The following is a 19,785-nucleotide window of genomic DNA, read 5'->3' as shown; positions in this document are numbered from 1 at the left end:
GTGAGGGTTACAAATAAGCAATTAATACATCTCTTTGCAAATCAGAAGCCTATAAGCGTCGGCGTAATACTGGCGTTGCGCCATTCCGTAACGTAGCAAGGTGAAACTGCCCGCCAATCGGCGGGCAGCGGGCAGGCCTCAAGACCCCATGTGCAACGGATCACTGATACCCAGCAGGTAGAAACCAATCATGCCAATGCTCCCCGCCAGCACGATGTAATACAGGGTCGGCAGCATGGTCTTGCGCAGCGTGATCCCTTCACGCCCGAGCAGGCCGACGGTGGCCGACGCAGCCACCACGTTGTGAATCGCAATCATGTTCCCGGCGGCAGCACCCACGGATTGCAACGCCACCATCAGTGCGCCTGAGATCCCCAGCAACTCCGCAGTATTGAACTGGAACTGCGCCAGCATCAGGTTGGACACGGTATTGGAGCCGGCAATAAAGGCCCCCAGTGCGCCCACCGAAGGGGCGAAGATCGGGTACACGCCACCGACGCTGTCGGCGACCAGGCGCGCCATGGCCACTGGCATCGATACCAGGTCCGAGGCGTTGACCCCGGAGTTGATCAGGATGCGCACCATCGGAATGGTGAAGATCAACACGAAGCCTGCGCCGAGCAGGGTCTTGCTCGATTCGTTCACGGCCGCCATCAACTCGCGTGCGCGCATGCGGTGCAGGAAAAAGGTCATCAACGAAACCACGCAGAGCAGGCCGCCTGGCAGGTAGAGCAACTCCAGGCTGGCCGATACGCCTGTCTCACCGAGGATGTCCTTCGCGCCAAAGCTCAGCGACAACATCCAGGCCTTCAGTTGCGGGATGTTGCGCGACAACACCAGCAGCACGGCGAGCAGCACATAGGGCGCCCAGGCCAGTGGCACGGAAATCGACTTCTTGCCGGCCATGTCATCGAGTTTCATCTCGATCTTGCCCATCCACTCTGCGGGCCACTCGCTGGCCGGGGCAAAGTCCCAGGTGCCCTTGGGCAGCAGGAAGCCGGCCTTGGCCGCCGGGATCACGATGCTCAGGCCTACCAGGGCACCAATCATCGAGGGGAATTCCGGGCCGAGGAATACGCCGGCGGCGGCGTAGGGAATAACGAAGGCGAGGCCGGTGAAGATCGCAAACGGCGCCATTTCCAGGCCTTCGCGCCAGGATTGGTTCTTGCCGAAGAAGCGGGTCATGATGCTGACCATGATCAGCGGCATGAGGATGCCACACAGGGCATGGATGATCGCCACCCGCGAGAAGATCAGGTGGAAGAACACCTCCCAGTTGCTGCCAACGGCAGCCAGTTGGGTGCCGATGCCGGTCTGGTCAAGGCCCCCGGCCACGCCGACCACCATGGGTGCGCCGACCGCTCCAAACGAGACCGGCGTCGACTGCACCAGCATGCCGAGTACCACGGCGGCCATGGCCGGAAAGCCCAGGGCAACCATCAACGGCGCGACCACCGCGGCAGGGGTGCCGAAGCCGGACGCGCCCTCGATGAAGCAGCCGAACAGCCAGGCCACGATCAGCGCCTGAACCCGGCGGTCAGGGCTGATGTTGGCAAAGCCGCGGCGAATGGCGCTGATGCCGCCAGAGTGCTTGAGGGTGTTGAGCAGCAGAATGGCACCGAAGACGATCCACAGGATCGCCGCGGTGAGGATAAGGCCCTGCAAAGTGGAAGCCAGGACCCGATTGAACGACATGTCCCAGGCCAGCAGGCCGATCAGTGCCGTGAGCAGGAAGACAACCGGCATGGCGTATTTGGCTGGCCAGCGAAAGCCGACCAGCAATATGCCTGCCAGTACCAGCGGCACGAATGCCAGGATCGAAAGCAACGTCTGACTCATGGTTTGGTTCCTTTTTATTGTTGTGAACCACAGTTTTCCGGGGGTATCCCGTACCACGTATCGAGAGCACCTGTGCCCTGCGACCCGCGCCGACCGGGATCACCAGTCGGCGCGTCATGCTTCGTTCAGCCCTGTTGCTTGAAGCGCAGGCGCCAGGCGTGCAACAACGGCTCGGTATAGCCGCTGGGTTGCTCGCGGCCCTTGAACACCAGGTCGCAGGCCGCCTGGAACGCCATGGACCCCGCGTAGTCGCCAGCCATCGGCCGGTACAACGGATCGCCCGCGTTCTGCTGGTCGACCACCTTGGCCATACGTTCCAGGCTGGCGCGTACCTGCGCCTCGTCGATGACCTTGTGGTGCAACCAGTTGGCGATGTGCTGGCTGGAGATGCGCAAGGTCGCGCGATCTTCCATCAGGCCGACGTTGTGGATGTCCGGCACCTTGGAGCAGCCGACGCCTTGCTCGACCCAGCGCACCACATAACCGAGGATGCCCTGGCAGTTGTTGTCCAGTTCTTCCTGGATCTGGCTGGCGCTCCAGTTCGGCTGGGCGGCCACCGGTACGCTGAGCAGGCCATCGAGCAGATCGTTGCGCTGGCTGTTCAGGTCGACGGCCTCCAGCTCGCGCTGCACCGCCTGCACATCCACCTGGTGGTAGTGCAGGGCATGCAAAGTGGCAGCGGTGGGCGAGGGGACCCAGGCGGTATTGGCGCCGGCCCTGGGGTGGGCGATCTTTTGTTCGAGCATGGCGGCCATCAGGTCGGGCATGGCCCACATGCCCTTGCCGATCTGCGCCCGGCCACGCAGGCCGCAGTTCAGGCCAACCAGTACGTTGTTGCGCTCGTAGGCCTGGATCCAGGCGCTGCTTTTCATGTCGCCCTTGCGCAGCATGGCGCCGGCTTGCATGGCGGTGTGCATCTCGTCGCCGGTGCGGTCGAGAAAACCGGTGTTGATGAAGGCTACGCGGGCACTGGCGCTGGCGATGCACGCCTTGAGGTTGATACTGGTGCGGCGCTCCTCGTCCATGATGCCCATTTTCAGGGTGTGACGCGGCAGTTGCAGCACGTCCTCGATACGCGCGAACAGCTGGTCGGCAAAGGCTACTTCGGCCGGGCCGTGCATCTTCGGCTTGACGATGTAGACGCTGCCGGTACGCGAATTGCCCTGGCGCTTGAGGTCATGCAGGGCGATCAGGCTGGTCATCACCCCGTCGAGGATGCCTTCGGGAATCTCGCGGCCTTCGCCGTCGAGAATTGCCGGGTTGCTCATCAGGTGGCCGACGTTGCGCACAAACAGCAGTGAGCGGCCGTGCAGTTTCAACGCGCCGCCGCTGGCAGCGGTGTACTCGCGATCCGGGTTGAGACGGCGGACGATTTGCTTGCCGCCCTTTTCCAGTGCTTCGCTGAGATCGCCTTTCATCAGGCCGAGCCAGTTGCGGTAGATCACCACCTTGTCGTCGGCATCGACCGCCGCAACGGAGTCTTCACAGTCGAGAATGGTCGACAGTGCAGACTCGATCAGCAGGTCCTTGATCCCGGCGGCATCGGTGGCGCCGATCTGGCTGCTGGCATCGATCTGGATCTCTACATGCAGGCCGTTGTTCTTCAGCAGCACCGCTGTTGGCGCATTGGCCTGGCCTTGGTAGCCGACGAATTTGTCGGCCTGGGCCAGGCCGGCCTGGGTGCCGTTGGCCAGGGTCACCTGGAGCTGCCCGTCGCTCACCCGGTAATTGACTGCGTCGACATGCGAGCCGCTGGCCAGCGGCGCGGCCTGGTCGAGGAAGGCGCGGGCGAAGGCGACGACCTTGTCGCCACGCACCGGGTTGTAGCTCGGCCCCTTCTGCGCACCCCCGTCCTGCGCAATGGCATCGGTGCCATACAGTGCATCGTACAAAGAACCCCAGCGTGCATTGGCGGCGTTCAGCGCGTAGCGGGCGTTCATCACCGGCACTACCAGCTGCGGGCCGGCCTGGTGGGTAATCTCGCTGTCGACATTGGCGGTGCTGGCCTGCACGCTGTCTGGCTGCGGCAGCAGGTAGCCGATGGATTCGAGGAAGGTGCGGTAGGCCGCTATATCGCTCACCGGGCCTGGGTGCTCGCGGTGCCAGGTGTCCAGCTTTGCCTGCAGCGCGTCACGTTCGGCCAGCAGGGCGCGATTGCGCGGTGCCAGGTCATGCACCAGGGTGTCGAAGCCGGCCCAGAACGCCTCGCGCTGGATGCCGCTGCCCGGCAGCACTTCCTCGTCGACGAAACGTTGCAGATTGGACGCCACTTGCAGGCGGTGGCAGTTCACGCGGTCAGTCATTTTCCACTCTCCAGAAAACAGTTAAGGGCGGCGACGCCAGCCTTGGCCACTTGTGCGTCTTGATCGGCCTTGACCCCGGAAACGCCCACCGCGCCGATGGCCTGGCCATCGACAATCACCGGCACACCGCCTTCCAGGGAGGTCAGCAGCGGGGCAGACAGAAACGCGCTGCGCCCGCCATTGACCATGTCTTCATAACCTTTGGTTTCGCGACGCCCGATGGCGGCGCTGCGTGCCTTCTCGCTGGCAATGTAGGCAGAGATAGGCGCGCAACCGTCAAGGCGTTCCAGGGCCAGCGGATGGCCGCCGTCGTCGACCACGCTGATGGTCACCGCCCACTGGTTTTTCTCGGCCTCGCTGCGGGCGGCGGCGAGAATCTTGCTCACTTCGGTCTGGCTCAGTACGGCTTTGCTAAGCATGGTGTTCTCCGATTAATGCAGGGCTTCTTCGACGAGTTCGATCCAGTGCCGCACGGGGGTACGGCCGGCGCCGTCGAGGTGGGTCTGGCAGCCGATGTTGGCGGTGACGATCACCTGTGGCTTGCCGCTTTCCAGGGCATTGAGCTTGTTGTCGCGCAGTTGCCTGGACAGCGCCGGCTGGGTCAGCGAATAGGTACCGGCCGAGCCACAACACAGGTGGCTGTCGGGTACCGTCGTCAGCGCAAAACCCAGGCGAACGAGCACACTTTCTACCGCGCCGCCGAGCTTCTGCGCGTGCTGCAGGGTGCAGGGGCAATGGAACGCCAGGCGCTTGTCGGTGCGTACGCCGAGCTGCTCCAGGGGTTCGACGCTGAGCACCTCGACCAGGTCCTTGGCCAGGGTGCTGACGCGCTTGGCCTTCTCGGCATAGGCCGGGTCATGCGCCAGCAGGTGGCCATAATCTTTGACGAAGGCGCCGCAACCGCTGGCGGTTTGCACAATGGCTTCGGCGCCCAGTTCGATGGCGGGCCACCAGGCATCGATGTTCTGCCTGGCGCGCTGCAAGCCTTGCTCCTGGGCATTGAGGTGGTAGTCCACGGCACCGCAGCAACCGGCCTCATGGATCGGCGTGACGCTGATACCCAGGCGATCGAGCACCCGCGCCGTGGCAGCGTTGGTATTGGGTGCCAGGCCAGGCTGCACACAGCCCTCTAGCATCAGCACACGGCGTGCATGCCGGGGGGCGGGGCGAGGCTTGGCGACACCCGCCGTGCGCGGCAATTTGGCTTTGAGGCTGGCGGGGAGCAGTGGCCGGAACACCTGGCCGACCTGGGTCAGCCCTTTGAACAGGCCAGCATGCGGTACCACGGCACGCAGGCTTTCACGCAGTGCCCGTTGCGCCAGCGGGCGGGGCACGGCGGCGTCGACGACGGCGCGGCCGATATCCAGCAAATTGTGGTATTGCACGCCCGACGGGCAGGTGGACTCACAGTTGCGGCAGCTCAGGCAACGGTCCAGGTGCAGTTGGGTCTTGGCGGTGACCTCGTTGCCTTCCAGCACTTGCTTGATCAGGTAGATGCGCCCGCGTGGACCGTCGAGTTCGTCGCCAATCAATTGGTAGGTCGGGCAGGTGGCGTTGCAGAAACCGCAATGCACACAGCTGCGCAGGATTCGTTCGGCTTCTTCGGCACGCGGCAGTTGCTTGGCCTGTTCACTCAAATGGGTCTGCACGTTACACCTCGGAATACAGGCGGCCAGGGTTGAAGATGCCCTGGGGGTCGAGCTGGGCCTTCAGCTGCTGGTGGTAGCGCAGCAATGGCGGGGAGAGCGGATGGAACGGGCTGTCGCAGTGCCCGGCGGTGAAGCAGGTGGCATGACCGCCGACCTCGGTGGCGAGCTGGCGGATCAGCGCGGCATCGGCATCGGACTTCAGCCAGCGCTGCGCACCGCCCCAGTCGATCAGTTGGTCGCCGGGCAGTGCCAGCACGTCGGTGCTGGTCGGTACCGACAGGCGCCACAGCGGTCCCGGGGTCGCGAAAAAATCCAGGCGCTGCTCACGCAGGTCGTCCCAGTACGCGGGCTTGATCAGTTCGCCGCCAAGACGTTCGCGGGCAGCCATTACCGAGCCTTCGCCACCTTCCAGGCGCAGGTGCAACGCACCACCATCATGACTGGCGGCGCTCAGCGGAATGGGCTGCTGGCCCCACTCGGCGAGCTTGCGCAGCGCCAGGGCAGCGTCCATTTCCAGGCGCAGGCTGAGGCACTGGCGCGGCTTGGGCAACACTTTGAGCGACACTTCGGTAATCACCCCCAGGCAGCCAAAGCTGCCGGCCAGCAAACGCGACAGGTCATAGCCGGCAACATTTTTCATTACCTCGCCACCAAAACGCAGGTGCTTGCCGGTGCCGGTGATCAAGCGGGTACCCAGGACCAGGTCGCGAACCGCGCCGGACCACGGCCGCCGCGGGCCTGACAGGCCTGTAGCGAGCATTCCGCCGACGGTCGCGGCGTCGCCATGGCGCGCAGGCTCGCACGTGAGCATCTGCCCGGCTGCGTCCAGCGCAGCTTCCAGCTCCGCCAGCGGCGTGCCCGCTCGGGCTGTGATCACCAGTTCGGTCGGGTCGTAGCTGACGATGCCACGGTGGGCACGGGTATCGAGCACTTCGCCTTCAACGTTACGGCCGAGAAACGCCTTGCTGTTGCCACCCTGGATGCGCAAGGCAGTCGAGCTGTTGAGGGCGTGATTGACGTGTTCCAGCAGCGCCGCGCTGGCGTCGCCGTCATGCTGCATAACCATTAGAAACGCTCCAGCTCGGGAAAAGGCAACTTGCCGTGATGGACATGCATGGCACCGAATTCGGCGCAGCGGTGCAGGGTGGGGATGTTCTTGCCGGGGTTGAGCAGGCCCTTGGGATCGAAAGCCGCTTTCACTGCGTGGAACAGGCTCAGCTCGTCGCTGTTGAACTGGGCACACATTTGGTTGATCTTCTCGCGACCCACGCCGTGCTCGCCGGTGATGCTGCCGCCGACCTTGACGCAGAGTTCGAGGATCTTGCCGCCCAGGGCCTCGGCACGCTCCAGTTCACCGGGCTGGTTGGCATCGAACAGAATCAGCGGGTGCATGTTGCCGTCACCGGCGTGGAATACGTTGGCCACCCGCAAGCCGAAGGCCTCGGACAGTTCACTGATGCCCCTGAGGACGCCGGGCAGCTCGCGACGCGGGATGGTGCCGTCCATGCAGTAGTAGTCCGGCGAAATACGCCCGACGGCCGGGAAGGCGTTTTTGCGTCCGGCCCAGAACTTGACGCGCTCTACCTCATCGCGGGCCATGCGCACCTCGGTGGCTCCGGCCTGGGCCAACACCGCACTGACACGCTCGCACTCGTCGTGCACATCGGCTTCCACACCGTCGAGCTCGCACAACAGGATGGCTTCGGCATCCACCGGGTAACCGGCGTGGATAAAGTCTTCGGCGGCGCGAATTGCCAGGTTGTCCATCATTTCCAGGCCACCAGGAATGATGCCGGCGGCAATGATTTCTCCGACCGCACGCCCGGCTTTTTCCACGGAGTCGAAGCTGGCCAGCAACACCTTGGCCACCTGCGGCTTGGGCAGGAGCTTGACCGTGACTTCGGTGATGATCCCCAGCATGCCTTCGGAGCCGGTGAACAAGGCGAGCAGGTCGAAGCCGGGCGAATCCAGGGCATCGCTGCCCAGGGTCATGCGTTCACCTTCAACGGTGAGAATGTCCACCTTGAGCAGGTTGTGTACGGTCAGGCCGTATTTCAGGCAGTGCACGCCGCCGGCGTTCTCGGCGACGTTGCCGCCGATCGAACAGGCGATTTGCGAGGAGGGGTCCGGTGCGTAATACAGGTCGTAAGGCGCAGCCGCCTGAGAGATCGCCACGTTGCGAACGCCCGGTTGGACGCGGGCAAAACGCCCCTCAGGGTTGACCTCAAGGATGTGCTTGAATCGAGCCATCACCAGGAGAACGCCCTGGACCACCGGCAGCGCGCCACCTGACAAGCCCGTCCCGGCCCCGCGCGCCACCACGGGTACATTGCGCTGATAACAGAGTTGGAGCAGGCGCTCGACCTGCTCGATGCGCTCAGGCAACACCACCAGCATCGGTGTGGTGGTGTAGGCAGAGAGCCCGTCGCATTCGTAGGGTTTGAGATCTTCCTGGGTGTGCAGCACTTCCATGTCCGGAAGCTGAGCACGCAGTTCAGCCAGAAGGGCAGGCTTGTCGACCTTGGGCAGCGCCCCATCGACGCGCTCGTCGTACAAAATACTCATGGCAGGTTCTCGCTTGAAGTCGTTCTTGTGTGCAGTACCGGTAGCGAGCCGATCCGCTTGTTATGGGGCTATGTGTAGAGCCTTGCACGCGTGCCGTCTATCGCCTCATCTACTGGTATGACCAGTTTGTTCCAGCGGGGGCGCGGGCAGTTTCTGCCTGGAGGCTTATAAATAACGGGTGCTGCAGCTATAGTGCGAGGCACAAGAACGACCTATTGAAACTGGTACTACCAGTTGACCGAGGCGCCCCGCATGCATGAAGAAACAGTTGGTAATCGTCGCCAGGTCAGTGATGTAGTGGCCGAGCGGATCGAGCGATTGATCGTCGATGGCGTACTCAAGGTCGGCCAGGCGCTGCCTTCGGAGCGTCGCCTGTGCGAAAAACTGGGGATCTCCCGCTCGGCCCTGCGCGAGGGGCTGAAGGTGCTGCGCGGGCGCGGCATCATCGAGACGGCCCAGGGCCGCGATTCGCGGGTGGCCACGCTGAACGGGCCGCGTGATTCCAGTCCGCTGATGCACCTGTTCAACTCACAGCCGCGCACCCTCTTTGACCTGTTGGAAGTGCGCGTACTGCTGGAAGCCGAATCGGCACGCCTGGCTGCCTTGCGCGGCACAGACGCGGATTTCGTCCTGCTGACCCGGCGCTATGAAGAAATGCTCGCCGCCCACAGCCAGGCAGAAGCAGTCGAACCGCACGAACATGCCCGTCTCGATCACGCCTTCCACCTGGCGATCTGCGAGGCCTCGCACAACCCGGTGTTGCTGCACACCCTGCAGTCATTGACCGACCTGATGCTCAGCACTGTGTTTGCCTCGGTCAACAACCTCTACCACCGGCCGGTACAAAAACGCCAGATCGACCGCCAGCATGCCCGTCTGTACCACGCGGTCATCGAGCGTCTCCCAGAGCAAGCCCAGCGCGCCGCGCGCGAACACATCAACGGCATTCGCGACAACCTCAAGGAAATCGAACTGGAGGAGCAGCGCCTCGTGCGCGCAACCATGCGCCTTGAAGGCTGGGCTTAGGCGCTGCGTATTGATCCAGCAGCCGCAGGTCGTTTGCAGTAGGATGGGGGCATTGTGCTATTAGCCCGGAAGGGGAACAGGTTGAAAGGAACTCAGGTGATGTTCAGGGCGCTGGCAGTCGTCGGTGTTTGTTCGGCCATGCTCCAGCCCGCCACTGCAAGCACTGACAAACTGAGGGTGTTGGCTGCCCATCGCTGGTACACAGAGGCCTATGTGCGGGACTACATGGCTAGAAATCATCCTACCCTCACCGATGCTTTCCATAAGTCGATCGACTATGCCTACGCCGCCGATGCCCCTGTCTCGCTGGCAGCGCCCTACACCTATCGAGCCAACCCGATGTCGAGTCGTCGCAATGCGTTTTTTTTGTGGAGCGCCGAGGATGCAGGAAAAAACCTGAATGCCGAGATTGACGATCAGTGTGTCTTGCTCATTTCGAAGTCGCTTTCGTCGTTGAAGTTCCAGGTATCGCAGGTGCTCGTCAAAGAGAGAGTGAGTGCCGTTACCAAGAACGCTGTCATTACAGCGATAAAGACAGGTGAACTGGCGGGTGCCCCGCTTGACCTGAGCCCCTACAAGACCCGGCCCATTTCGTTGATCCCGCCGGAGGGCAACGGCAGGCTTCTGTGTAATGTCTACACGTCAACGATGAGACGCAAAGGCTTGACCTACGAGTTTTCCGTTGTGCTCACTGCGCCGGGTTTCTATGCCCGACCTCGATAGCTGGCGCCGCCAACAGACCCGGTCGGCGCTATCCTGAATCAATAACCCCTTGGGGTATTTGTCATGAGCAGGATGATGCTGTTACTCGCCGTCAGTGTCGTTGCCGGCTGCCAGGCCCCGATGCCAGTGGCTGACCCACAGATGGCCTGGGTCGACTTCTCTACACCTTTTCCCAACGACAGGTTGCTGCTGGCCGAGCGCCTGGATAAGCAGCGCCTGCGCGACGGGCGCTTTTTCCAAGTCAGCCCTGGCAGTCATGAGTTGATCGTTCGGTTCGACTTCGAGGTGGCCGGGGGCGGGGGCATGGGCATGATGGGCGGGCCCTCGGTGCGCGTTTGTTACCTGACCCTCAATTACCAGCATTTCCAGGCAGGCCAACGCTATGTCCTCGAGGGGCGCTCGATTGCCTTCACCCCCGAGGCCCGCTTGTACAACGCCAAGCGCGAGATTGTCTCAGAGCTCAGCGATTTCTATTGCCTCATGTGAGGCCAATCAACTGGAGTGGACACTGCGTTCCTCGGAGAGCTCGTCCACGTTCTCGGGTTGTCCGGTCGATTCGGTGATCACGCTGAAATCACTGACCTCGACGGCGCCCAGCCCATAGCCGAGCAGATGGAAAGAGAACGCCTTGCGCGATTGCGGGTTGTCGAAACTGAAATCCATCTCCAGCGGTTTGTCGGCGGTTACCAGCATTTCTGCGGGCAGGCCCAGCGGCACATCCTGTTCCAGCTCCTTGGCCTTGAGCAGGATGTAGGCGTTCTGTTGCGGGTCTACCGAGCGCACGGTCAGGCGTACTCGCGTCTGTGAACCCTTGGGCATTTCCAGGTACTGGGCGCCGATCAGGTTGTCGGCCCAGTCATCCTTGATTTGCGCCTGGAGCGGGATGATGGCGGGGCTGCCGAACTGGTAGTGCTGGTTCAGCGGCGTGCGCAGAAGCGAACGATCCAGGGCGGTGGCTCGCGCCGTGACTTGCCGGGCGCGCGAGCCACCGTACTGGCCAATCAGGGTCTTGCGTTCGGCGACAAACCCGTCGCTTGCGTACTGCTGGCAGCGCTGCTGGAAGTCGCATTCGGCAAAGGTGCCCTGGCCATCGTGGTAGCGCAGCTTGCCATTGGTATACGACATGATCTCGCGGCCTGTCACATAGTCGCGGAACAGGGAGCGACCGCTCAAGGCGGTGGGGACCGGCAGGGCGAAATAGTCGAGAATCGACGTGCTCAGGTCGACATGGCCGTACACCCCGGTTTTCACATGGGGCAGTTGATGCTGCTCGGGTGCGAGCATCAGGTTGAAACCCCATGAAGAAGCCAACCGAACACCCTCGATGCCGTGGGATTCGTCCGAGGTAATGACCACCAGGGTGTCTTGCAGCACGCCCTGGTTTTCCAGGCCGGAGAGAAACGCGCCCAGGGCATCGTCCAGATAGGCAACGGCGGCCTGCTTGGGGGTGTCGTAGCGTTGCAGGTAGTCATCAGGCGCCGAATAGGGCTGGTGGGTGCCGACGGTCAGCAGGGTCAGCATCCAGGGCTGCTTTTGCTTTTTCAGCTGGCCGACGTAGTCCAGGGCACCTTCGAAGAACGCCTTGTCATCCTTGCCCCACGGGAACTCCAGGTAGTTGCTGTTGGTGAACCATTCAAGCCCCAGGGTCGTGTCGAAGCCGATGTGCGGCATGATCTTGTCTTTGGCCATGAAGCGCAGGCCGGCGCCCTGCAGATAGTGCGTGGCAAAGCCGTTCTGGCGCAGCTGGGCGGGCAGGCACGCCTGGTTGCGCTCATTCTGGGTCAGCATCTCGACCCCTTTGGGGGTGCCATTGTCGAGCTTGTCGTAATCGCCGCAGAGCATTGCATACAAGCCGCGAATGGTCTGGTGGCTGTGCAGCACATAGTCAGGGGTGTTCATGCCGCGTTCTGCCCAGCGACTGAGATTGGGCATGAGGTTTTCTTCGTAACTGCTGTGCAAGGCCTGGCGATTGACCCCGATGTAGGCGCCGGGAATGCCTTCCAGCGCGATGATCAGCACGTTGCGAGCGGTTCCCGGTGCCGCGAGCAGTTTGTGGCCATCCAGATCCAGCTGGGTGAGGCCCGCCATGTTCGGCACGACGTCGACAACGTCGCCCTCCAGCCATTCTGCCGCGCGTATTTGCACGTCGCCAACGCTGGCGGCCAGCAACTGATGAGGCAGGTTGTACACATACCACTGGTCTGCATCAGTGGGGTGCAGATGCTGGGCGCCCCAATGGCCAAGCAGCAGGAGTAGTGGCGCTGCCCACGCGCGGCGCGGCAAGCGCGGCGAGGGGGTGGAGCGCCCAAGCCAATGTGTCGTCAGCCAGATCACCAGCCCGAGCAGGAGGGTCGCAGCGAACCAGGGTTGAGCGAAACCACCGCCGCTGGAGTTTTCGAGGAACTGAGGGTCGATGAGGTAGTGGAGGTCCGAAACCGTTGGAAGCCGGCCCACGGCGCTGACCAGTTCGACCGTGCCCAGCGTCATCAACCCCCATGCCAGCAACACCGGCAGCGATTGCCACCAGGGACGACCCTGCAGGAGCACGATGAGCAGGCTGGCAATCCCCAGGTCTGAGACAAATCCGAGCGAGTTGGACCAACCCAGTGCCACGCGCAGGCACACGGGGATGACCAGCACCAGCCCGGTCAGGGCCACAAGGCGCGCATAAGGATGCCGTAGCAGGTGGCGGATGACGTTCACAAAAATCCTTCCAATCATCAAAGCTTCACATAAGTATGCTCAATGGTACCAAGCAATGTGAAAACGATCCGGGAAATTCATGAGCGGTCTGGGAGTGAGTAGGCTTTCCCCTGCCTTGAACTCCGGCAACGCTGCCTGGGACGGACGTTGCAACATGTATTAGGAATCGTCCTATATTCTGCATTGTTACAAGGTGCGGATAGACAGCCGAGGATGGAGATATAAGGATTTGGCCTTCATGCGCACAGGGATGGATGAAGGTGTTATCTGATAAAGAACGCTGGGCGGGTGAGTGGCTCAAGGAGAAATTCAGGCGTAACAGGGCAAAAAAAATCAACAATGCAATGATTAAGGAAGGTGCCCTGTGGTATCAGAATTTCATCACTAATCACTCGGCGCTGGATTTTCTCGCCGTATTGATTCCAGGGGTCAGGTTTGGAAATGGGCTAAGCGACTTCAGTGATTTGGCAAATAATAACTACGGCTCGCTTTTAAAGGCCCTTGGCCCGCTGGACTGCGAAGAATCGCTTTTTTTTGATGCCTTCATGCGGTCAAGTTTCTATGCGTGTCACTCCACCAACAGTCCAGCAGTCGTCAATGCTCAAGGCGACTTGGTCTTGTATTCAAGGCGTAAGTTGATTGAGGGTAATGTGGCCCTGGCGGTAGAGCATACGTGCCACAGCGATATTGTGGGTCTGGCCAATGATGATAATGTCTTTTTCTCTTTGGAATGCGGTGTATCGCCCAAGAAAAGTGTCGTCAATGGCAAGGGCAGCCGATTCGGTAGCACTGTCTATAAGGTTGCGTTTCAACACCCCGTTTTTTCATCGGCCTCCATGGTGCTGTTTGATCAACTTATAATGAATGTTCCGCCGTGCAGGCTGCCGGGGATTAGTGAAGAGGCGAAGACATTGATAAAGGGGCGGGCCTATACCCGGCGATCGATCTGTTTTTATGGGCGCAAGTCATTGCCCGCGCTGGCACTGTCGGTGATTTCTGTCGCCAGGCTACTTGCAGAAAAAGACAGGATGATCCTGCTGGGCTTCCGGTCGGAAGGCGACTTGAACGAGCTGGTCCGCAACCTGTTCAGGGTGGAGATCCGGGTTCCAAGAATGGTGGGGATCAGAGGCGGCGAGTATTACAAGTTCGAATGCTGATGGGCATAAAAGAGCCCGCGCAGAGGCGGGCTGGATTTCGATCATGAATCACCGTTCAGCGCATCAGCGTGAAGCCCAGGCATTGAAGCGTTGCTCCAGGTGCTCACCGTGGTCCGCCCAGAACAGCGCATCGACTGGAATCTGCTGGGCAAGGTTCTCGGGTGCGGTGGGCAGTTCGGCGATACGCGCCTTGTCGAGCAGCTCCATGGCCTGCAGGTTGGCAGCGCCGTAGTCGATGGCCTCGGCGAAGCTTTTCTGTTGCGTCGGTTCCAGCGAGAAGGCGATGAACTCGCGGGTTTTTTCCTGGCTGGAGGCGCCGCGCGGTATCGCCCATGAGTCGAACTCGTAGAGCCCGCCCGACCAGACGATCTTCAGGTCATAGGTTTTGCGCTGCTCGGCCGAGAGGCGACCGTTGTAGACCGAACTCATGACCACGTCGCCGGCAGCAAGGTACTGCGGAGGCTGCGCACCCGCCTCCCACCACTGGATGTGCGGCTTGATCTGGTCCAGTTTGGCGAAGGCGCGGTCTTGCCCGGCCTCGGTCGCCAGCAATGTGTAGACCTCTGCCGGTGCAACACCATCGGCGATCAGGGCGAATTCCAGGGTCGACTTGGCCAGCTTGCGCAAGCCGCGCTTGCCCGGGAATCGTTCGACGTCCCAAAAGTCTTTCCAGCCGGTAGGTGTTTCTTTCAATTTGCTGGCGTTGTAGGCCAGTACGGTCGAGTACACCAGGAAGCCGATGCCGCAGGGCTGGATAGCGCCGGGGACGAAGTGTTCGGTGTCGAGGCCGATCTGGGCGGGGTCGAGTGTCTCGAACATGCCTTCGTCACAGCCACGGGCAAGCTCGGCGGATTCAACCTCCACTGCGTCCCACGAGACGCTGCGCGTATCGACCATGGCTTTGACCTTGGCCATTTCACCGTTGTATTCCCCAGAAATGATCGTGCTGCCGCTGGCCTGCTGCCAGGGTTTGTAGAAGGCCTTGACCTGAGCCTCTTTGTTGGCGCCCCCGAAGGAGACAATGGTGAGGTCGGCCGCCAGGCCATGACTGGCAGCCATGATCCCCGTTGCCAGCGCTGCGAATTTCAGAGTGTTGATCATTATTGTTATCTCCTACTGTTCAAGGGTGATGACACATCACTCAAGACACCGGGGCTAACGCGGCCTTCCCAGGCGAGAGACATCCGGGTCTCGGTACGTCCGGCGCCGAATGGAGTGCGTGTACCACCCGGCAACGAACAATAGAGGTTTCCTATGGTCCATTTTCTTGCCGTGTAAAGTGGCATGGAACGAAAGGTAGAAAAATTCTACATTTTCTGATGTTTAGATCGGAACTGAATAAACTGATGCGGCGGGCGGGTGTGGCGGTTCACTGCATGCCAACAAGCAGCACAACAAAAAGCCCGCCGAAGCGGGCTGATGCCGGGCGGAAAAAGGGGAAAAGCCCAGCACGTTCAGTGTAGGTTGCTTTTCACCGCAGGCGAATGCATCGCGTCGGTCGACGCTTTGATCTCGACCAGCGCGGCTTCGATGTTCTCCATGGCTTCGGCGATATGCAGCAGTGCAGGCCCCGGATAGCCTTCAGTGCTCGGGGATACGCCCCTCATGCTGGTGGCCAGGGCCAGTTGGGCATCTGCAAGTCGGGAGAGCAGCGATAGGGTGCGTTTGTCTGAAACCATGGGCAGTCCTCCAGGCTTTCCAGGCCTCAATCATTCATCAATTTTGCAACGCCACGGGTGATGAACTCCAGGTTGTCGTCCAGCTTGGCCAAGGCGTTGCGTATCTTGATCGAGCCATCGGCAGGGCCGTGTAGCTGTTCGATCCGGTTGGAGAGTTCCTCGACCGCTTCGGCGATGGCGAGCTGATTCTCGTTGAGCTTGAAGATAATCGAAGGGATGAGGTTGTTGGTAGACATGGCCTGGTCCTCCTGAAGTAAGGGATAGCCTAGCAGGCAGCCAAACGCTCGCGTTGCCTTCCAAGCTGCCAGTCGCTGCCGTTTGTTGTCCTGTGGATCTGGTAACCCGAGCAATTGGCCACAGGGTTCGACAATTCATACGCCCGATAGTCGAGCATGCACCCCTGCGCAACAGATTCAGCCTTGCCCTCAAGCAACCAGGCAACGGCATTGATGAACTGTCCATGGGAAAACACGGCGACGTCGCGGGGGCAGCTTCCCAGTGCATCAAGAAAATCCCGGGCACGCTGGGTGAACTCCCTGAACGTTTCTGCGCCGGGGCCATCGCGGTAGTCGGGGTCGGCTGTGCGCCAATACGCTTGCACCCAGGCACGGCGCTCCTGGGCCGTGGTGTTTGCGCAGCGGCTGGGCTCCAGGTAGGTGAACTCGTGAATCGGCCACACCTGGACTGCCGTCTCGGGAAACAGGCCCGCGGTGGCTTGCGCCGTGCAATGCGCCCTGATGAAGGGCGACGTCACGATCAGCCCGGGGGCCTTCAGGAATGTCTGGGCAACGCGCCGGGCTTGCTCCACACCCTGTTCGGTCAAGGGAATGAGCGCAGGGTCGTCAGTGGCCGCTCCGATGTTGGCCGCGCTTTCGCCATGGCGAATGAGCCTGACGACCTGCTGCCGAGTGGTGTTCTCCGATGCCAAGGGGCTAGTCCAGGTCTGCTGCGTGATGCCGCTCTGGCACCTGGCTGGCGTCGTCTCCCCAGGTTCGGTTGACGCGCAAGCCACGGACAACCGCAGGTCGTTTGGCGATCTCCTGTGCCCAGCGTTGGACATGGGTGTATTCATGCACGCTCAAGAACTCGGCTGCCGAGTACACGTTGCCCAGCGCCAGTTGGCCATACCAGGCCCACACGGCAATATCGGCAATGGTGTAGCTGTCGCCGGCAAGGTAGGGGCTTTCGGCCAGGCGGCGGTCGAGCACGTCCAACTGGCGCTTGGCTTCCATGGTGAAGCGGTTGATCGGGTATTCGAATTTTTCCGGGGCGTAGGCATAGAAATGCCCGAAACCACCGCCCAGATAAGGAGCGGCGCCCATTTGCCAGAACAGCCAGTTCAGGGTTTCGGTGCGCCCGGCCAGGTCCTTGGGCAGGAAGCTGCCGAACTTCTCTGCCAGGTAAAGCAGGATCGAGCCGGACTCAAATACGCGGATGGGCGGGTTTTCACTGCGGTCCAGCAGGGCGGGGATCTTCGAGTTCGGGTTGACGGCAACAAAGCCGCTGGAAAACTGGTCGCCCTCGCCGATACGAATCAGCCAGGCATCGTAGTCGGCCGCGGTGTGCCCCAGTGCCAGCAGCTCTTCGAGCAGGATGGTGACCTTCACGCCATTGGGGGTCGCCATCGAATACAGCTGCAACGGATGCTTGCCCATCGGCAGGGCCTTGTCGTGGGTGGGGCCTGCGACGGGGCGGTTGATGTTGGCGAATTCGCCGCCATTGGGCGCCTCGTGTCGCCAGACCTTGGGGGGAGCATAGGGTGCCTTGCTCATGTGACGAACCTCCTGGTGGGCAATGCGAAGGGCAAAAGTGTGCGCTCGACAGCATACCTTCGGCAATGGCGACAGGGGCAAAATAGAGCGCGCGCGGTTTCTTTTCCGGGTTCGATGCAGGCCAAATGATGTCCAGCTAGAGTGTAGGAAAAAGGTGGGTACGGGCTTGGCCAACGTCAGCCACAACGCACGATCATTGCCGTTACAGTTGGCGAGCCGATTCCATGAATGCAGCGTCATCCTGGTTCAAGCACCTGCCGTTTCGAGCATTCACGCCCACTACAGCCCTGGGGCAGTTCAACCTGCTGCGCTGGTTCTCGGTGATCAGTTTTATCATCATTGGCGCCGTGGCTATTGGCCTGGGCTCACTGTCGACGCGCTTCTTGATGAACGAAAGCCTGGAGCGCGATGCGTTGCTGTCGGCCCAGTTTATCCAGGCGGTGGCCGTCGGCGAAATTCGCCATCACGATCTGACCGGCATGCAGATGGGCGCCATCCTGGTGTCGCCCATGTATGCCATGTTGAACGAGCAAACCCTGAGTAACCGGGCACGGTCGCGCTCGGAGTTCCTCGATCACCTTGCCCACCTTCCCGATTCGCTGCTGGCCACCATTTACTCGCCCCGGCGGGTGGTGGTGTGGTCGACCAATCCTGCGTTGATAGGGCGCAAGATCATTGATGATCCGGCCCTTGAGGCGGCATTCACGACCCGGGGCCAGGTGTCGGCCAAATACAACGAGGTCCAGCAGCAACGGCTTGACCAGCAGTTCATGCAACCACCCCGGGCGTTCTTCATCGAAAACTACATTCCGCTCCACGATGAGCAAGGCAATGTGTTGGCCATGGTCGAGATCTATAAAGAGCCGGTGGACCTGATCGAGCGGGTCAACCGCGGCTTTCGTCTGATCTGGATGGCCACCGCGCTTGGCGGCCTGGCCATTTACGTAGGGTTGTTCTGGATTGTCTGGCGCGCTTCCAAACTGTTGGCCTCGCAGCAAGACCAACTGGTGGCCAACAAGACCTACGGCGGGCTGGTCGAGATGTCGACCGCCGTGGCACACAGTATGCGCAACCCACTGGCGAGCATCCGCACCAGTGCCGAACTTGCCCAGGGTCTGCCAGGGCAGCCGGCGGGCAAGTACATCGACGACATCGTCAGCCAGGTCGACCGCATGTCGATCTGGGTACGGGACCTGTTGCTGTGTCTGCGACCGCTGCGCGGCGAATCAGAGCAGGTCGAGCTGATCGATGCGGTGCGAGGCACATTGAAGGGTTTTGAACAGCAAATCGAGCGGTCGAGAATCCAGCCGAGCTTTGATCTTGTGCCCGTGCCCCTGGTAGTCAGCCACCCGTTGCTGCTGGCGCAGGTGCTGAACAGCATTATCGCCAATGCCATCGAGGCGATGCCCGAAGGCGGCCGCTTGCACATGGCGACCTCCCTGTCTGCCGACGGGCACACGGTTTATCTGTTCATCAACGACACCGGCAAAGGCATGACACGACAGCAGGAAATGGCGGCCTTCAAGTCGTTCTATACCACCAAGCAAGGCGGGCTGGGCATCGGCCTGATCATGGTCCGGCAGATCATGGAGCGGTTCGGCGGAGAGGTTCAGCTCGACAGCCGCGAACAGGAAGGCACCCGCGTGTGCCTGTGCTTCAACGTCAGCGCGTGAACGCGGCGGGCCTTAGACGTGGCGTAGTTGCAGGGTGCTGAGGATGCACACCGAGGCGTCGTCGGAGGCGGTCGAGCTGGTGTAGTCGACCTGGTTGTAGACCCCGCCATGGAAGTTGAAGGTGCGCGCATTCCAGCTGCTGTCCATTTGCAGCACGCCGGTGCTGGCGCTCAGCCCATTGCACCGGGCCGTGAGGGTCAGGGCACCTTTTCCGGTCAGTTCCAGCGTCACCGTAAAAGCTGCCCCCAAAGGCACGTTGTTCAATAGCGTGATGCTGGCGGGCGCCGCCTGGTTGAAGCTTTGGCGAAAGCCGTAGCTGATCTTGCCCTTGTTCCAGAACACCTTGAGCGCGGGGCTGTCGTCGTTTTTGACGTGCAACTGCGAGATCACCACCTTTTGTGCGTGGTTGACCCGGGTCAGGGTCATGACCTGATGGTTGCGGTGCAGGTCGGCACTGTCGAGGGGCCAGTAGAGCGGTTCTTTCCATTCGCAGCGGGTACGGTGAGTGCTTTTGCTGGAGGCGCCTTTGGTGGGCGCAGTGAAGCGTACCGAACCGTCGGCGAGGGTGGCGAGTACTGCCGGGTAGCGTTCCAGGGCCTGGACGCCGGTGAGCTCCAGGGCGACGGGATCGGTGACGGATTTGGGAACGGGGAGGGTGATGGTGAGGGTGTTGATGTTTACGGACATGGTTTTTAC

18 protein-coding genes are annotated in these 19,785 nt (G+C 61.4%); 5 read left to right on the top strand and 13 right to left on the bottom strand.

From position 1 onward, the window contains the following. Positions 1–138: 138 nt before the first annotated feature. From ABVN19_RS12930 to glcD, 6 genes are all read right to left on the bottom strand, one after another. On the bottom strand, positions 139–1,839 hold the full coding sequence (locus ABVN19_RS12930) for an L-lactate permease (RefSeq protein ID WP_028944273.1): 1,701 nt from the start codon (positions 1,837–1,839) through the stop codon (positions 139–141). A 125-nt stretch (positions 1,840–1,964) separates the two neighbouring features. Continuing rightward, on the bottom strand, positions 1,965–4,142 hold the full coding sequence (locus ABVN19_RS12925; protein ID WP_105642093.1) for a malate synthase G: 2,178 nt from the start codon (positions 4,140–4,142) through the stop codon (positions 1,965–1,967). Continuing rightward, on the bottom strand, positions 4,139–4,561 hold the full coding sequence (locus ABVN19_RS12920) for a heme-binding protein (RefSeq protein ID WP_028944275.1): 423 nt from the start codon (positions 4,559–4,561) through the stop codon (positions 4,139–4,141). The genes ABVN19_RS12925 and ABVN19_RS12920 overlap by 4 nt, the downstream gene beginning before the upstream one ends. Before the next feature lie 12 nt (positions 4,562–4,573). Further along, positions 4,574–5,791 carry a glycolate oxidase subunit GlcF gene (gene glcF, locus ABVN19_RS12915; protein WP_028944276.1) on the bottom strand — a complete coding sequence of 406 codons (1,218 nt, stop codon included), beginning with the start codon at positions 5,789–5,791 and terminating at the stop codon, positions 4,574–4,576. 1 nt (position 5,792) lies between these two features. Then, a complete protein-coding gene (gene glcE, locus ABVN19_RS12910) occupies positions 5,793–6,851 on the bottom strand; it encodes a glycolate oxidase subunit GlcE (protein WP_105642142.1) in 1,059 nt (352 codons plus the stop codon). Between the two features lie 5 nt (positions 6,852–6,856). Next, positions 6,857–8,356, bottom strand: a complete 1,500-nt coding sequence (gene glcD / locus ABVN19_RS12905; protein WP_028944278.1) for a glycolate oxidase subunit GlcD — start codon at positions 8,354–8,356, stop codon at positions 6,857–6,859. 252 nt (positions 8,357–8,608) lie between these two features. Between glcD and glcC the strand changes: the two genes are divergently transcribed. The 3 genes from glcC (at position 8,609) to ABVN19_RS12890 (ending at position 10,591) form a co-directional block, all read left to right on the top strand. After that, the gene (gene glcC, locus ABVN19_RS12900) at positions 8,609–9,382 is read left to right on the top strand and encodes a transcriptional regulator GlcC (RefSeq protein WP_028944279.1); all 774 of its coding nucleotides are present in this window, start codon (positions 8,609–8,611) and stop codon (positions 9,380–9,382) included. A 99-nt stretch (positions 9,383–9,481) separates the two neighbouring features. After that, complete coding sequence (locus ABVN19_RS12895; RefSeq protein WP_105642092.1) at positions 9,482–10,105, top strand: hypothetical protein; 624 nt, start codon at positions 9,482–9,484, stop codon at positions 10,103–10,105. 63 nt (positions 10,106–10,168) lie between these two features. Next, positions 10,169–10,591 carry a hypothetical protein gene (locus tag ABVN19_RS12890; RefSeq protein ID WP_028944281.1) on the top strand — a complete coding sequence of 141 codons (423 nt, stop codon included), beginning with the start codon at positions 10,169–10,171 and terminating at the stop codon, positions 10,589–10,591. Between the two features lie 6 nt (positions 10,592–10,597). On the opposite strand, the gene ABVN19_RS12885 is transcribed toward ABVN19_RS12890, so the two are convergent. Continuing rightward, positions 10,598–12,808 (bottom strand): LTA synthase family protein, encoded by a 2,211-nt coding sequence (locus ABVN19_RS12885; protein WP_105642091.1) that lies wholly within the window; start codon positions 12,806–12,808, stop codon positions 10,598–10,600. 254 nt (positions 12,809–13,062) lie between these two features. On the opposite strand from ABVN19_RS12885, the gene ABVN19_RS12880 reads away from it, so the two are divergent. Continuing rightward, positions 13,063–13,965: a hypothetical protein gene (locus ABVN19_RS12880; RefSeq protein ID WP_028944283.1), complete on the top strand. Its 903-nt coding sequence runs from the start codon at positions 13,063–13,065 to the stop codon at positions 13,963–13,965. A 63-nt stretch (positions 13,966–14,028) separates the two neighbouring features. Here the strand turns inward: ABVN19_RS12880 and ABVN19_RS12875 are convergent, their stop codons facing one another. The 5 genes from ABVN19_RS12875 to yghU all read right to left on the bottom strand — a co-directional run bounded on the left by ABVN19_RS12875 (position 14,029) and on the right by yghU (position 17,416). Then, positions 14,029–15,066, bottom strand: a complete 1,038-nt coding sequence (locus ABVN19_RS12875) for an ABC transporter substrate-binding protein (RefSeq protein WP_028944284.1) — start codon at positions 15,064–15,066, stop codon at positions 14,029–14,031. A 353-nt stretch (positions 15,067–15,419) separates the two neighbouring features. After that, positions 15,420–15,644, bottom strand: coding sequence for a hypothetical protein (locus ABVN19_RS12870; protein ID WP_028944285.1), 225 nt, complete (start codon positions 15,642–15,644; stop codon positions 15,420–15,422). Between the two features lie 26 nt (positions 15,645–15,670). Then, positions 15,671–15,880: a hypothetical protein gene (locus ABVN19_RS12865; RefSeq protein ID WP_028944286.1), complete on the bottom strand. Its 210-nt coding sequence runs from the start codon at positions 15,878–15,880 to the stop codon at positions 15,671–15,673. Between the two features lie 29 nt (positions 15,881–15,909). Further along, positions 15,910–16,572 carry a histidine phosphatase family protein gene (locus tag ABVN19_RS12860; RefSeq protein WP_256585859.1) on the bottom strand — a complete coding sequence of 221 codons (663 nt, stop codon included), beginning with the start codon at positions 16,570–16,572 and terminating at the stop codon, positions 15,910–15,912. Between the two features lie 4 nt (positions 16,573–16,576). Beyond that, complete coding sequence (gene yghU / locus ABVN19_RS12855) at positions 16,577–17,416, bottom strand: glutathione-dependent disulfide-bond oxidoreductase (RefSeq protein ID WP_105642090.1); 840 nt, start codon at positions 17,414–17,416, stop codon at positions 16,577–16,579. Between the two features lie 224 nt (positions 17,417–17,640). Between yghU and ABVN19_RS12850 the strand changes: the two genes are divergently transcribed. Further along, entirely contained in the window at positions 17,641–19,089 is a 1,449-nt protein-coding gene (locus ABVN19_RS12850) for an ATP-binding protein (protein ID WP_105642089.1), read from the top strand. Between the two features lie 12 nt (positions 19,090–19,101). Here ABVN19_RS12850 and ABVN19_RS12845 read toward each other — a convergent pair whose 3' ends face one another. Further along, entirely contained in the window at positions 19,102–19,776 is a 675-nt protein-coding gene (locus tag ABVN19_RS12845; protein ID WP_105642088.1) for a polysaccharide lyase family 7 protein, read from the bottom strand. Between the last annotated feature and the right edge of the window lie 9 nt (positions 19,777–19,785).

It is taken from the genome of Pseudomonas vranovensis (genome assembly GCF_040438935.1).
GTDB classification, from domain to species: Bacteria; Pseudomonadota; Gammaproteobacteria; order Pseudomonadales; family Pseudomonadaceae; genus Aquipseudomonas; species Aquipseudomonas vranovensis.
The sequence above is the reverse complement of the archived record's forward strand: the minus strand, read 5'-3'. Positions and strand labels throughout refer to the sequence as shown.

Coding starts and splice junctions, on each gene's coding strand:
- ABVN19_RS12870 (WP_028944285.1), bottom strand. CDS start 15,644: ATGGTTTCAGACAAACGCACCCTATCGCTGCTCTCCCGACTTGCAGAT.
- ABVN19_RS12920 (WP_028944275.1), bottom strand. CDS start 4,561: ATGCTTAGCAAAGCCGTACTGAGCCAGACCGAAGTGAGCAAGATTCTC.
- yghU (WP_105642090.1), bottom strand. CDS start 17,416: ATGAGCAAGGCACCCTATGCTCCCCCCAAGGTCTGGCGACACGAGGCG.
- ABVN19_RS12895 (WP_105642092.1), top strand. CDS start 9,482: ATGTTCAGGGCGCTGGCAGTCGTCGGTGTTTGTTCGGCCATGCTCCAG.
- ABVN19_RS12880 (WP_028944283.1), top strand. CDS start 13,063: ATGAAGGTGTTATCTGATAAAGAACGCTGGGCGGGTGAGTGGCTCAAG.
- glcC (WP_028944279.1), top strand. CDS start 8,609: ATGCATGAAGAAACAGTTGGTAATCGTCGCCAGGTCAGTGATGTAGTG.
- ABVN19_RS12865 (WP_028944286.1), bottom strand. CDS start 15,880: ATGTCTACCAACAACCTCATCCCTTCGATTATCTTCAAGCTCAACGAG.
- glcE (WP_105642142.1), bottom strand. CDS start 6,851: ATGCAGCATGACGGCGACGCCAGCGCGGCGCTGCTGGAACACGTCAAT.
- glcD (WP_028944278.1), bottom strand. CDS start 8,356: ATGAGTATTTTGTACGACGAGCGCGTCGATGGGGCGCTGCCCAAGGTC.
- ABVN19_RS12925 (WP_105642093.1), bottom strand. CDS start 4,142: ATGACTGACCGCGTGAACTGCCACCGCCTGCAAGTGGCGTCCAATCTG.
- ABVN19_RS12845 (WP_105642088.1), bottom strand. CDS start 19,776: ATGTCCGTAAACATCAACACCCTCACCATCACCCTCCCCGTTCCCAAA.
- ABVN19_RS12930 (WP_028944273.1), bottom strand. CDS start 1,839: ATGAGTCAGACGTTGCTTTCGATCCTGGCATTCGTGCCGCTGGTACTG.
- ABVN19_RS12890 (WP_028944281.1), top strand. CDS start 10,169: ATGAGCAGGATGATGCTGTTACTCGCCGTCAGTGTCGTTGCCGGCTGC.
- ABVN19_RS12850 (WP_105642089.1), top strand. CDS start 17,641: ATGAATGCAGCGTCATCCTGGTTCAAGCACCTGCCGTTTCGAGCATTC.
- ABVN19_RS12875 (WP_028944284.1), bottom strand. CDS start 15,066: ATGATCAACACTCTGAAATTCGCAGCGCTGGCAACGGGGATCATGGCT.